Annotated in this window: 11 protein-coding genes and 1 pseudogene; 10 read left to right on the top strand and 2 right to left on the bottom strand. The window is 45.8% G+C overall.

Annotated elements, in window-relative coordinates; translation table 11 throughout:
- The first annotated feature begins 9 nt into the window (after window positions 1-9).
- The 5 genes and pseudogenes from cysS to K1I56_RS09990 all read left to right on the top strand — a co-directional run bounded on the left by cysS (window position 10) and on the right by K1I56_RS09990 (window position 5,590).
- Window positions 10-1,353 carry a cysteine--tRNA ligase gene (gene cysS, locus K1I56_RS02740; protein WP_223325185.1) on the top strand — a complete coding sequence of 448 codons (1,344 nt, stop codon included), beginning with the start codon at window positions 10-12 and terminating at the stop codon, window positions 1,351-1,353.
- Window positions 1,346-1,744, top strand: coding sequence for a Mini-ribonuclease 3 (locus K1I56_RS02735; RefSeq protein ID WP_003004765.1), 399 nt, complete (start codon window positions 1,346-1,348; stop codon window positions 1,742-1,744). The genes cysS and K1I56_RS02735 overlap by 8 nt, the downstream gene beginning before the upstream one ends.
- Window positions 1,741-2,601 carry a helix-turn-helix domain-containing protein gene (locus tag K1I56_RS02730; RefSeq protein WP_223325184.1) on the top strand — a complete coding sequence of 287 codons (861 nt, stop codon included), beginning with the start codon at window positions 1,741-1,743 and terminating at the stop codon, window positions 2,599-2,601. The genes K1I56_RS02735 and K1I56_RS02730 overlap by 4 nt, the downstream gene beginning before the upstream one ends.
- Before the next feature lie 123 nt (window positions 2,602-2,724).
- The gene (locus K1I56_RS02725) at window positions 2,725-3,855 is read left to right on the top strand and encodes an ABC transporter ATP-binding protein (protein WP_118228587.1); all 1,131 of its coding nucleotides are present in this window, start codon (window positions 2,725-2,727) and stop codon (window positions 3,853-3,855) included.
- A 66-nt stretch (window positions 3,856-3,921) separates the two neighbouring features.
- Window positions 3,922-5,590: pseudogene (locus K1I56_RS09990) on the top strand (alpha-glucosidase).
- A gap of 59 nt (window positions 5,591-5,649) precedes the next feature.
- On the opposite strand, the gene K1I56_RS02710 reads toward K1I56_RS09990, so the two are convergent.
- Together K1I56_RS02710 and K1I56_RS02705 are read right to left on the bottom strand one after the other, a co-directional pair.
- The gene (locus K1I56_RS02710) at window positions 5,650-8,880 is read right to left on the bottom strand and encodes an LPXTG-anchored zinc carboxypeptidase (protein ID WP_223325182.1); all 3,231 of its coding nucleotides are present in this window, start codon (window positions 8,878-8,880) and stop codon (window positions 5,650-5,652) included.
- A gap of 114 nt (window positions 8,881-8,994) precedes the next feature.
- A complete protein-coding gene (locus tag K1I56_RS02705; RefSeq protein WP_223325181.1) occupies window positions 8,995-9,957 on the bottom strand; it encodes an aromatic acid exporter family protein in 963 nt (320 codons plus the stop codon).
- 96 nt (window positions 9,958-10,053) lie between these two features.
- Here K1I56_RS02705 and rlmB point away from each other — a divergent pair, with 96 nt between their 5' ends.
- From rlmB to rpsI, 5 genes are all read left to right on the top strand, one after another.
- Window positions 10,054-10,782 (top strand): 23S rRNA (guanosine(2251)-2'-O)-methyltransferase RlmB, encoded by a 729-nt coding sequence (gene rlmB / locus K1I56_RS02700; protein WP_223325180.1) that lies wholly within the window; start codon window positions 10,054-10,056, stop codon window positions 10,780-10,782.
- A gap of 24 nt (window positions 10,783-10,806) precedes the next feature.
- On the top strand, window positions 10,807-11,319 hold the full coding sequence (locus tag K1I56_RS02695) for an NYN domain-containing protein (protein ID WP_223325179.1): 513 nt from the start codon (window positions 10,807-10,809) through the stop codon (window positions 11,317-11,319).
- Window positions 11,319-12,182 (top strand): DegV family protein, encoded by an 864-nt coding sequence (locus K1I56_RS02690; protein WP_223325178.1) that lies wholly within the window; start codon window positions 11,319-11,321, stop codon window positions 12,180-12,182. Before K1I56_RS02695 ends, K1I56_RS02690 begins: the two co-directional genes overlap by 1 nt.
- 152 nt (window positions 12,183-12,334) lie before the next feature.
- On the top strand, window positions 12,335-12,781 hold the full coding sequence (gene rplM, locus K1I56_RS02685) for a 50S ribosomal protein L13 (RefSeq protein WP_002876943.1): 447 nt from the start codon (window positions 12,335-12,337) through the stop codon (window positions 12,779-12,781).
- 18 nt (window positions 12,782-12,799) lie between these two features.
- Window positions 12,800-13,192, top strand: a complete 393-nt coding sequence (rpsI, locus tag K1I56_RS02680) for a 30S ribosomal protein S9 (protein ID WP_000075973.1) — start codon at window positions 12,800-12,802, stop codon at window positions 13,190-13,192.
- Window positions 13,193-13,385: the final 193 nt, after the last annotated feature.

Below are 13,385 nucleotides of genomic sequence, written 5' to 3'. Positions count from 1 at the left end.
AAATGAAGCGTGTTAAAAATTTATGATACTATGTCTCGTGATCTGCGAGAATTTATCCCCATCGAGGAAGGAAAGGTCCGCATGTATGTTTGTGGACCAACGGTTTACAACTATATCCACGTAGGGAATGCCCGTTCAACGGTAGCCTTTGACACGATTCGTCGCTACTTTGAGTATCGTGGCTACGAAGTTGCCTACATTTCCAACTTTACAGATGTGGATGATAAGATCATTAACCGTGCCAAAGAAGAAGGCATTACTCCACAGGAAGTGGCTGACAAGTACATTGCGGCCTTCCGTGAGGATGTAACGGCTCTTGGAGTGAAACCTGCAACCCGCCACCCTCGTGTGGTCGAGTTTATGGATGACATCATCCGTTTTGTCGCTGATTTGATTGAAAAAGGCTATGCCTACGAGAGCCAAGGCGATGTCTATTTCCGTGTGGAAAAATCCCACAACTATGCAAAATTAGCCAATAAAACCCTAGAAGACTTGGAGTTAGGTGCTTCTGGTCGGACAGATGAAGAGACTGCCCGCAAGGAAAATCCAGTCGATTTTGCCCTTTGGAAAGCTGCGAAGCCGGGTGAAGTTTCTTGGGACAGTCCTTGGGGACCTGGTCGTCCGGGTTGGCACATCGAGTGTTCGGTCATGTCAACGGGGATTTTAGGCGATACTATTGATATCCACGGTGGTGGAGCTGACCTTGAGTTTCCGCATCATACCAACGAAATTGCTCAGTCTGAAGCTAAAACAGGCAAGACTTTTGCCAATTACTGGATGCACAATGGCTTTGTCAATATTGATAATGTCAAGATGTCCAAGTCCTTAGGCAACTTTATCACCGTGCATGATGCATTGAAGACTATCGACGGCCAAGTGCTTCGCTTCTTCTTTGCAACCCAGCACTACCGCAAGCCCATTAACTTCACAGAAAAAGCGGTGCGCGATGCGGAGACCAACCTCAAGTATTTGAAAAATACCTATGAGCAACCGTTCACAGGAGAAGTGGATCCAGCAGACTTGCAAGGTTTTATGGACAAGTTTATTGCGGCTATGGATGAAGATATCAATGCGGCAAACGGAATCACCGTCGTCTTTGAATTGGCAAAATGGATCAATTCAGGTCACTACAATCAAGACGTCAAAGATGCCTTGACCAAGATGTTAGAAGTCTTTGGAGTGGTCTTTGTCGAAGAAGTATTGGATGCGGATATTGAAGCCTTGATCACTGAACGTCAGGAAGCGCGGGCTAAGAAAGATTTTGCGCGAGCTGATGCCATTCGTGATGAATTGGCTGCGCAAGGAATCAAGCTCTTGGATACAAAAGAAGGTGTAAGGTGGACACGTGATTGATGTCAATCTAATCAATGGGATTGCCCTTGCCTTTGAGGGAGATGCGGTCTATTCCATGTATATACGCAGACACCTGATTTTTCAAGGGATGACCAAGCCCAATAAGCTTCACCAGGCTGCCACCCGCTATGTCTCTGCTAGAGCTCAGGCTAGCTTGATTGAAAGCATGTTGGAGCAAGAAATTCTGACGGAAAAAGAGTTGGAGATCTACAAGCGCGGTCGCAATACCAATAGCCATACCAAGGCCAAAAATGCGGATGTCGTGACCTATCGCATGTCGACGGGCTTTGAGGCTGTCATGGGCTATCTCCATATGACGGGGGAGCTCTCTCGTCTAGAAGAGCTGATTGACTGGTGTATCCAGCAAGTAGAAGAAGGAAGAAAGCAGTGAAAAATATCAGAGAGTGGTTTCCTCATGCAGAGGTGACGGATCAAGCCAATCCACCAGCTGGTTATGTAGCCATTCCCCTTCAGGCTCATCAATGGCTGCTGCTGAAGGAAGAAGAGCTAACCGAGCGAGAAAAACAATTGATTTCCTGGTTGGGCGGTGAAGAAGAGGTTGCCCCTAATCCTTGGTACCAGTACCTGATTGATGGAAAGGGAGAAGCCCCTCAAGTCATCAAAAAAATGCAGCTCGTCTATTGCCACATCTCGCATTCAACAGCGGAAGGGACGGTTTCTTGGCTAGAGATGATGCAGACACTCTTACCCAATTTCCGAGCAACCTTGCAACTGAGTGGGCAGGACTATGTGCTCATTCTGGACCAAGACCAGTCTTTACCTGTGGCCGATATCTTAAAAGATACTGTCTCTGCCATGGAGTATGACTTTACTATTCGCTTATCCATTATGGTCGGGCAGGTATGGACAGAGTCGAAAGATGGAAAATTGTCTCCTGTCATCCGAGCAGAATGGGCAGCCTTTAGAGCCTGGATCCGAGAAGGACACCAAGGCGTCTACCGCTTTTCTCAACTCTATCTCTGGGGAATCGAGCAGGCAGATTTAGATCTCCATCCTATCAAAGAAGCTTTGCATCAGTTGATCGGGAGTCAAGACCAGTTGCAGGATATCATTGTTGCACTTTGGGATAACGGAGCAGTTGTGACCAAGGCGGCTCAGCAACTTTATCTCCATCGGAATTCCCTTCAATACAAGATTGACAAATGGGAAGAGCTAACGGGTCTCCAACTGAAAAACCTGACAGATCTAGCTCTTTGTTACCATTTGGTTCTACAGGATGTGATGTAACGGAATAAATAGAGGGTTTTGTGCAACTTGCACAAAACTCTTTTTCTTTTTTGTAAGACTTGCCATAGCTTTGTAAAACGTTTTCATTTACAATAGAATTATAAAAATCAAAGGAGTACCATCATGGTAGAATTAAATCTTAAAAATATTTACAAAAAATATCCAAACAGCGAACACTATTCAGTTGAAGACTTCAACTTGGACATCAAAGACAAAGAGTTTATCGTTTTCGTAGGTCCTTCAGGATGTGGTAAATCAACAACTCTTCGTATGATCGCTGGTCTTGAAGACATCACAGAAGGTGAATGTTCGATCGATGGTGTCGTTGTAAACAACGTGGCACCTAAAGACCGTGATATCGCCATGGTATTCCAAAACTACGCTCTTTACCCACACATGACTGTGTACGATAACATGGCATTTGGTTTGAAATTGCGTAAATATAGCAAGGAAGATATCGACAAACGTGTACAAGAAGCAGCTGAAATCCTTGGCTTGAAAGAATTCTTGGATCGTAAACCAGCTGACCTTTCTGGTGGTCAACGTCAACGTGTGGCCATGGGTCGTGCCATTGTCCGTGATGCAAAAGTGTTCTTGATGGACGAACCTTTGTCAAACTTGGATGCTAAACTTCGTGTATCCATGCGTGCTGAAATCGCGAAAATTCACCGTCGTATCGGAGCTACAACGATCTATGTAACCCACGACCAAACAGAAGCGATGACATTGGCTGACCGTATCGTTATCATGTCTGCTACTAAAAACCCTGCAGGTACTGGTACAATCGGACGTGTAGAACAAATCGGAACTCCTCAAGAAGTATACAAAAACCCAGTGAACAAATTCGTAGCTGGATTCATCGGAAGCCCTGCGATGAACTTCATTAACGTGAAATTGGAAGGTGGACACATCGTTGCTAATGGATTGAATTTGAAAGTTCCAGAAGGTGCTTTGAAAGTCTTGAAAGAAAAAGGCTATGATGGTAAAGAATTGATCTTTGGTATCCGTCCAGAAGACGTGAATACAGAAGCTGCATTCCTTGAAACTTTCCCAGAATCAGTTGTGAAAGCTACGATCTCTGTGTCTGAGTTGCTCGGTTCAGAATCTCACTTGTACTGCCAAGTTGGTGACAACGAATTCATCGCTAAAGTAGATGCACGTGACTACCTTGGAACTGGTGAAACCATCGAACTTGGATTTGACTTGAACAAAGCTCACTTCTTCGACAAAGAAACTGAAAAAACAGTATACTAATACCTACTGAAACTGTAGAGACTGAGACGATATGTCTCGGTCTCTTTCATTTTAAGGAGACAAAACATGGAAAAAGACTGGTGGAAGGGAAAGGTCGCTTATCAGATCTACCCCAAAAGCTTCAAAGACAGCAATGGAGATGGTGTTGGGGATTTGAAAGGAATCACGGAGAAACTAGATTACCTTCAAGACTTAGGGATTGATATTCTCTGGTTATCTCCTATTTACAAGAGTCCTTTTATTGACCAGGGTTATGATATTTCCAACTATTATGCCATTGACCCAATTTTTGGAACCATGGAAGATATGGAAGAGCTGATCGCGGAAGGCAAGAAGCGGGGCATTTCCATCATTATGGACCTGGTGGTTAACCACTGCTCCAGTCATCACGAGTGGTTCCAAAAAGCTTTAGCGGATCCAGATGGACCTTATGCGGACTACTTTTATTTCATCGAAAGTGACAAGGAACCCAACAACTGGGAAAGTTACTTTGGAGGCAGTGTCTGGGAACCAGTTCCTGGCACCAACAAATACTATCTCCATTCTTTCCACAAGGATCAGCCGGATCTCAATTGGCAAAATCCTGTCTTACGCGAAGAGATTTACAAGATGATCAATTGGTGGTTGGACAAGGGAATCGCTGGCTTCCGGATTGACGCCATTATCAATATCAAAAAGGATTTAGAATGGCGTTCGCTTCCGTCCGATCGTGACAATGGCCTGGTTCCAGTGCCGGAATCGCTGGTCAATGCCCAACCGATTGAACCTTTCCTGCGAGAGTTAAAGGAGCGAACTTTCGCCAAGTACAATGCCTTCACTGTAGGGGAAGTTTTCAATGAAACCGATGAAGAATTGCACTTCTTTATTGGAAAAGATGGTGTCTTCTCTTCCATCTTTGACTTCAAACAAACCATGCTGGGTCAGGAAGGAAAAGGCTGGTTCGACCATGCTCTTCCAACTGCAGATGAACTCAAGGAAAGTATTTTCCAAGCCCATGAGCGCGCGGATAGCATTGGGGTTCTTTCGACCATTATCGAGAATCACGACGAGCCTCGTGGGGTGTCCCCATTATATTGCGGAAGGTCCAGTAAACGATACCAGTAAAAAAGCTCTGGGAACTATTCAGGTTTTGCGTAAGGGAATTCCTTTTATCTACCAAGGCCAAGAAATTGGGATGGAAAACCAAGTCTTTGAATCGGTGGAGGACTTTGATGATATCGCAACCATCAATGGCTACCACGTCGCGAAAGAAGCTGGTTTAAGCGAGGAAGAAGCCTTGGCCGCGATTGCCAACTACAGCCGGGACAATGCGCGGACACCCATGCAATGGTCAGCAGAGCCAGGTCTGGGCTTTAGTGATGGACCAGCCTGGTTGATTAGTCCCAAACCAGATGTTGCCATTAATGTGGAAGATCAGGAAAAGGATCCCAATTCTATCTTGAATTATTACCGGCAGCTGACGGCCTTGTATCGCCATCCCCTCTATGGGAATACCATCCGGTTCGGAGATATGATCCCAGCGTATCGCGACCGTGAAAACATCATCGCCTTTGAACGCCGTGGGGACAAACGTCTCTTGGTTGTCAGCAATTTCCAAAATCGCCAGGCCACCTTGGAGTTACCAGCTCCGATTAAAACAGTCGTTTTAAATAATACAGCAGGATTATTCCAAGAAGGAGACCAAGTGCTCGAATTGACCCCTTACCAAACGGTTGTGTTGGAATTGGCAGAATAGAAAAGAACCTTCGCATCTGCGAAGGTTCTTTTCATGTCATCCAGGTCTAAATCTGGAACTTACTCAACTTCTTTCTTTTTCAAGAGGAGGAAGCCTCCGCTAACGGCTAGCAAGAAGCCTGAAAGAACGAAGTGCGCGGTTGTGTCTTCTCCAGTTTGTGGCAATTGTGCCTTGGCTGGACTTTCTTGGAAGCTTTGTCCTACTTGGTAAGTCAAGGCTTGCACGCTTTCTTCATTTTTTGTTGTCATTTCTTTTTGTGGAAGGAGCACTTTAGGAGTATCCTTCTTGGCTAAGATTGGCTGTGGATTGCTTGTTTGGTTATGAATTGGAACCACCACTTGATCTGGTTCTTTAGCTGGAACGTAATCCATCAAGCTTGCCAACTTGCTGCCAAAGATCGCATTGGTTACCCAGCGGAAGAAGTGGACAGGGTGTTGACGGTTGGTTGGATTTCCTGCATAGACAAAGAGTGGTTGTCCCATCAGTTCCCCAGAGATGGCCATGACTTTGTTGGCCAGAACATCGTTATGTGGCCACCAACCTGCAATATAATAATCGCTCGGAGCGATGCTCATCAAGGTTTTGAAATGCTCTGGAACTTTTTCAATCCAGTTTCCTGAGTTGGAGTAGAAGAGGGTATTCTTCTTGTATCCGCTGGTCAATGGATCCTGATCATCAATGATCGCCTTCATCAAGCCTTCGTAGTCACTACCGCCTTTTAGTTTTTCAGCGTCAAATCCTGCAAGAACTCCCAATTTTTCCAGTTTTTGCATGGCTTCCCCACCAATGACAAGGGTCGGTTTCTTGCCAAAGATGGAAGCGTCAAAGCGGTTGCTTTCCAAAATAACAACATCCGCTTCTTCTGGCGTATTGACAATTTGGAAGCCTAATTTTTCAAGGACTAGACTGGTATGAGCAGGCGCATCGACTCCAGCCCAATTATAGTGGTAGTTTGGAGAGTAGACCTTCATCGGTTTCAAGGTTGGCCCGCTTGGTACCTTGTAGAGGGCATCACCATAGATGGCATAGTTTGGCAGGAGTGAAGCAAAGGTATCGCGGTCAACGATGTAGCCATCATCTGTTAGGTAGACAGATTTTCCTTGGGAAATGGCCTGGTTGATAGCTTTAACGGCACTGGCTGAGGTATTTGCGATCACATAGTAAGGAGCTTTTGGATCGATCTCAGAAGTACGAGTCGCACGGGTGGTGGTGACTTCGCCTAATTTTCCATTGAAAAGACCATCCGCAAAGACAGGTTCGGACTTGAACCCTCTCATATCTGGGAAGTTAACCAGCAACTCTGCGTACATCGCAGCCCAGGCAGATTCGTTGGAGCCCTTGTAGAGAATGTGGTTGGCATAGCCGCGTTTGGCTTGGGCCATATCAATGACTAAGTCTCCTTTTTTATAGTTGCCAATATCTTCTTTGAGCTCTTTGACGAGGACACCATTGAGTTTGAAGTAGTCGATCATATTGAAAGCTTCTTGGGCATCGTTGTCTTTGTCGAGGCTCATCGGGATGACGTAGTAGTCTGGGAAGAATTTTGGACGACCGTTTTTCACACGTCCAACGATTTCCCCATTTGGACCGACCAGTTCATTTTCAGCTTTTGGATCTTCGGTTTTATTGAGACCGCGCAGGTAGAAGTTGAGACGCATCTCAAGGAGACGGTCCGGATCTTGGTTGAGGAAGTCAATTCCGCCTAGGACAGCATTGCGACCTGCTTTGTAGGATTCTTCATTTCCTTCTGGAATTTCGATGGTATGGCCTAAGATTCCATGGTAGACAGCATAAACCCCTGTATAGCCAGAGAAGGAGTCATCCCAGCCATCGCCCCAATCCAGTTTTGGAATGATGTAACTATTGTATTTAGAATTGGCAACTCCTGCCCGTCCCATATGATGGGCATTTTCTAGCATCAGGTCTGACAGAAGATCGTATTCGAAGTTCGGATCATGTGGTGGCGTTGCAGGTTCGATCAAGAATTCTTTGATAAAACCGTGTAAGTCGTAGAGAGCGATCGGATTCCATTTGTTGATCATTTGGATAACCGTGCGAACTTCAGGGTTGGTCTGGTAGCTGGCATCCCGGTTTGGATCGAGCCCGTTTGCTAGGGCCCGCAGGTTGAGAGCATCCCCATCTGGGTTTTCTGTGAAGTCAAATAAGAAGATGAATTTATTGAGCAAGCTTGGAATATCTAGCGTGACTGTTTTAGCATTTCCAGCTTCATCTGTGGTGTTAAAGGTCACCTTTTCCTTGGTCGCAAAGGTATTGAAGAGACCTGTGATGATATCAATGCCTGGCTGTTCATCCGCGTGGGTATTGTGGACTAAGACAGGTAATTTGTAATCCAAGGTCTTGTCTTTTAGTGCGGCCAGCATTTCGCTTGGCTTGGTCAAGGCTGTAGGGTTGGTACTAGACAGGTAGTGATCGATGCTGGCTTGGTCCTTGCTCACGATCCCCATCTTCATATCCCGTCCTTGGGCACTCTTGCCAAGGGTTTCCAGCTGCACTAAACGATCGGGTTTCGCTTCTTCCTTGGATTTTTCGATAGCAGCGAGCATCTCTTCATGTGTATGGTAGTCTTGGTAAGGTCGAAAAACAAGAGTTTTATTGATGGTCACACCCAAGTCTGCATTGGTTCCGACCAGCTTATGATTGCCGATGTAGTTGCGGTAAGTCCGGCGGATATTATTTGGGCTCCGAAGACTAAGATCTTCACCAAAGAGATCTTTCACTTCCATATGGAGATCCAAATCATTGCCGTTTGCAGTCTCTGTGATCGTAAGGAATGGATCCTTGCTCAGGGTTCCAGTCTCCATATCCCAGGTTTTCCACTCAGAGAGAGGCTTGTTGTCCAAGGTCCAGTTGATCTTGCCAGCAGCTTGAGCTTTTTCTTGGACTTTGTCATCAATCGTGCTCTTTTCAGAGAGATAAATGGTGCTATCAGCCAATCGTGTCGCTTGGTCAGCGGTCGTTGCAGCACGGTTAGTGCTTGGACTAGCGGCTGGAGCAACTTCTGTAGTAGAAGCCACATCAGAAGTCGCTGCTGTTTCCGCAGAAGTGGCAGGGGCTGCGGTGTCTCCTTTTTCAGCTGTAGCAGGACTGGCAGTCTCAGCTGTCACAGCTTGCTCAGTAGCGGGTGCCGCTTCAAGGACCGTGCTTGGCTCTGTTTGAGGCGCTTCTAAGCTATCGGCTGATACTTGGCCATGACCGATGACAGAGAGCAAGACAGCAGCTGAGAGGCTGAGTGTCGTAGTATACAAATGTTTCTTATATGAAGACTTCATATAGAAGACCCTCCTTAAAAAGTTATTTTCCTGTTCTAGTATACCATTTTAGGAAAGCGTTTTCAACAGTTCTCGCAATAAAGAAGCCTTTGCATTTTGCAAGGGCTTCTCTGTCTATTCTGTCTCCTGATGAAATTGTTGGTAAAAATCAACCTTGACCTGAATGAAGGTTTCTAAATCTCTTAACAATTGGAGCAAGGTGGCGCGTGTTTCGAATTCTTCCCGGTTCTTGGGCAAGGGCCGTTCGCGGAAGATCGCCAAATACTGAGTGATATCGTTGAGGAGGTTCTGAGCAGGGTTTTCCTGACTTAACTGTTTCGCAGTCTTCTTAAAAAGTTGAGCCAGGATCATACTTTCACTCGCTGCTAACTGACAGCGGTTGACGTTTTCTGCCATATCCCGCAGGATATCGTTTTGGCGCTTGCGCATTTCGAAGTAGTGAATGTGGTAGTTGGTTTGGTGAAAAAGGTGGTTGGAATGATCCAGATAGACCAGATTTAAAGCGTCCTTTAGGATACTATCCAATTCCTTGATCAAGCGGGCATCGTTGCGACCATCCCCTTTGCCAAGTAATTCCGCAAAACGACCAAGGATCTTTTTCAGTTGGTCTTCGACAACATCATGGTAGTGATCAATCGCAGCCTGATTAGAAGGCATATAGAGATTGGCCAGCAGGGCAAAGCTGGTCCCGATTAAAAAGAGGGCAAGTTCATTGAGCAAGAGCCCCCAGGAAGTAGACTGCTCAATCAAGAGATGGGTGACGAGGACCGTACTTGGCGTGATGCCGATCTGCCAGCCCATTAGAAAGGCGCATGGAACATAGAGAGCAATAAAGACTCCCAGTGCCCAAAGGTTGAATCCAAAAAAGGAAAAAGCGATACTTCCGATCACAAGGGCTAGCAAGGTCGACATAAAGCGCTGATAGGCTTGCTTGATCGTACTGCGACGCGTATCAGAGATACTCAAGATGGCAATGACGCCAGCTGAGATGGCATAGGTCAAGCCCAGAGCATAAGCAAGGGCAGCTGCTAAACAGGTGGCCAAGGTGAGCTTGATGGTTCGTTGAAAAAGAGGCATGGCTTCCTTTCTATTTTGCTGGTTTCGCTGAGATAGATTTCATTTCATTATATCATGAATTGGCCTCATCCTCCTTTCTTGTGGTATACTAGTTCTATGGAAAATAACGATATCGTATACGGTGTTCACGCAGTCACCGAGGCTTTACAAGCCAATACAGGCAATAAATTATATATTCAAGAAGACCTCCGAGGAAAAAATGTCGACAAGATCAAGGCCTTAGCAGCTGAGAAAAAAGTGTCGATTTCTTGGACGCCAAAGAAAACCCTGCAGGAAATGACAGAAGGAGCTGTTCACCAAGGCTTCGTTCTTCGTGTGGCAGCCTTTGCTTACACAGACTTGGCAGAGATTCTGAAACAGACTGCCCAAGAAGAGAACCCGCTTTTGTTGATTCTCGATGGCTTGACCGATCCGCACAATCTTGGATCCATCTTGCGGACAGCTGATGCGACCAATGTCTCAGGGGTCATCATTCCTAAGCACCGGGCAGTTGGGGTAACCCCAGTGGTTTCAAAAACGTCTACCGGAGCAGTGGAACACATTCCCATTGCGCGTGTGACCAATCTCAGCCAAACCCTAGACAAGTTAAAGGAAGAGGGCTTCTGGATCTTTGGAACCGACATGAACGGCACGCCATCTCATCAGTGGAATACGGCTGGTAAGTTGGCTTTGATCATTGGTAATGAAGGAAAAGGGATCTCAACCAATATCAAAAAGCAAGTCGATGAGATGATCACCATTCCTATGAATGGCCATGTTCAAAGCCTCAATGCCAGTGTGGCAGCAGCCATCCTCATGTATGAGGTCTTTCGCAACCGACTATAATATAAATAGTAGAAAGGCAATGATATGAAACGAAAAATCTTATTGGTTGACGGCTACAATATGATTGCCTTCTGGCAGGAGACCCGCCAGCTCTTTCAAAAAAGTGAGCTCGATGCGGCGCGCAACATCCTCCTGCAAAAACTGAGCCATTATGCTAGCTTTGAAGGGATCGAAGTCATCTGTGTCTTTGATGCCCAGTATATGCCAGGAGTGCGGCAGACCTACGATGAGTTCAATGTTCAGGTGGTCTTTACCGGTGAGGATGAGACGGCAGACGACTATATCGAGCGCTTGGCGGCAGAGCTCAATACGCCCCTCCACCAGGTATCCGTCGCAACCAGTGACTTACATGAACAATGGACTGTCTTTGCTCAAGGAGCCCTTCGGGTATCTGCTAGAGAGTTAGAGAAACGAGTCGCAGTCGTCAAAGGAAGCCTCAATCAGGCACAGCGAGTGGTCAATGATCAAAAACCACCCATGCGACCGCTCGATCACCAAGTATTGCGACAATTACAAGAAATGATGGGAGATAAGTAATGACATTTGCTATTTTAACCGATTCGACCGCAGATTTGGACCAAAACTGGGCCAAGGAACACCAGGTGACTATTCTTGGGTTGACCATTGAGTTAGATGGAACAGTATACCAGACAGTAGGAGAAGGTCAATTGACCAGCCCTGAGCTTTTAGAAGCCATGAAAAATGGGGCAAAACCGACAACCAGTCAGGTCAATGTGGGCCAATTCCAGGAGACCTTTAAGCACTTTGTAAAAGAAGGGAAAGCTGTACTTTATGTCGCCTTTTCATCGGTCTTATCTGGGACCTATCAGAGTGCAGTTATGGCGCGTGATTTAGTCTTGGAAGACTACCCAGAAGCCGTGATCGAGATTGTCGATCCGAAGGCTGCTGGGATTGGAGAGGGCTACCTGGTCATGCGGGCAGTAGCTGCGCGCGATGCGGGTCACTCATTAGCAGAAGCCAAAGAAGAGATCATGGCTCTAGCTCCAAAACTGCGGACCTATTTCCTCGTCGATGATCTCTACCACCTCATGCGTGGCGGTCGTCTTTCTAAGAGTGCTGCGATCATGGGAAGTCTAGCCAGCATCAAGCCTATTCTCTGGATTGATGCAGAAGGAAAATTAGTGCCCATTACGAAAGTCCGTGGACGCAAAAAAGCCGTCCGAGAATTACTGGAGTTGATCAAAACCGATATCGGTGAAAGCACAGCCTTGGTCTCTTATACAAACGATCTAGAAGGAGCCGAAGCGTTGAAGGCAGAAATGCTTGTACTTGATGGCATCGACGAAGTTCTTGTGATGCCTCTTGGACCAGTCATCTCCGCCCACGTCGGTCCGAATGCCTTGATCGGATTTGTCATAGGAAAAGAAAATCGCAAATAATTTTCCAAATCGGTTGACTTTTATCTTAGAATTTTGATACAATAGTAGGCGGTATTGTTTACCCCATTTGTAAGGCCCCGGAACCTTTCAAATAACTCGCGGACCGGAACATCCGCCCTGTAAACAAAAACGACATTCATATAGGAGAAATCATGAACAAAACTACATTCATGGCTAAACCAGGCCAAGTAGAACGCAAATGGTACGTTGTTGACGCAACTGATGTACCTCTTGGACGCCTTTCAGCAGTTGTTGCTAGCGTGCTTCGCGGAAAAAATAAACCAACATTCACACCTCACACTGATACAGGTGACTTCGTAATCGTTATCAATGCTGAAAAAGTTAAATTGACTGGTAAAAAAGCAACTGATAAGATCTACTACACTCACTCAAACCACCCAGGTGGATTGAAATCAATCTCTGCTGGTGAACTTCGTTCTAAAAATGCAGTACGTTTGATCGAGAAATCAGTTAAAGGTATGCTTCCACACAATACTCTTGGCCGCGCTCAAGGTATGAAATTGAAAGTATTTGTTGGAGCTGAGCACACTCACGCTGCACAACAACCAGAAGTTCTTGATATTTCAGGACTTATCTAAGGAAAGGAACAATAAAGTATGTCACAAGCACAATATGCAGGTACTGGACGTCGTAAAAACGCTGTTGCACGCGTTCGCCTTGTTCCAGGAACTGGTAAAATCACTGTTAACAAAAAAGATGTTGAAGAGTACATCCCACACGCTGACCTTCGTTTGGTCATCAACCAACCATTCGCAGTTACTTCAACTGTAGGTTCATACGACGTTTTCGTTAACGTTGTAGGTGGTGGATATGCTGGTCAATCAGGAGCTATCCGTCACGGTATCGCTCGTGCCCTTCTTCAAGTAGACCCAGACTTCCGCGATTCATTGAAACGCGCAGGACTTCTTACACGTGACTCACGTAAAGTTGAGCGTAAGAAACCAGGTCTTAAGAAAGCTCGTAAAGCATCACAATTCTCAAAACGTTAATCAATACGATTATATCAACGTTTCGAAACACTTCATGGTTCACACCATGGAGTGTTTTTTTGATGATTTTTAGCAAAATTCACACCACTTTTCACACCAAATTCACACCATTACTCTTTAAGATTACGAAAGGCGATTTCTCCAACAGCCATTGGGATTACGTTTGAAGTGTTCACATAAGTCTTAGTTGTAA

The sequence above is a fragment of the Streptococcus parasanguinis genome (assembly GCF_019929185.1).
Taxonomy (GTDB): Bacteria; Bacillota; Bacilli; order Lactobacillales; family Streptococcaceae; genus Streptococcus; species Streptococcus parasanguinis_O.
The sequence above is the reverse complement of the archived record's forward strand: the minus strand, read 5'-3'. Positions and strand labels throughout refer to the sequence as shown.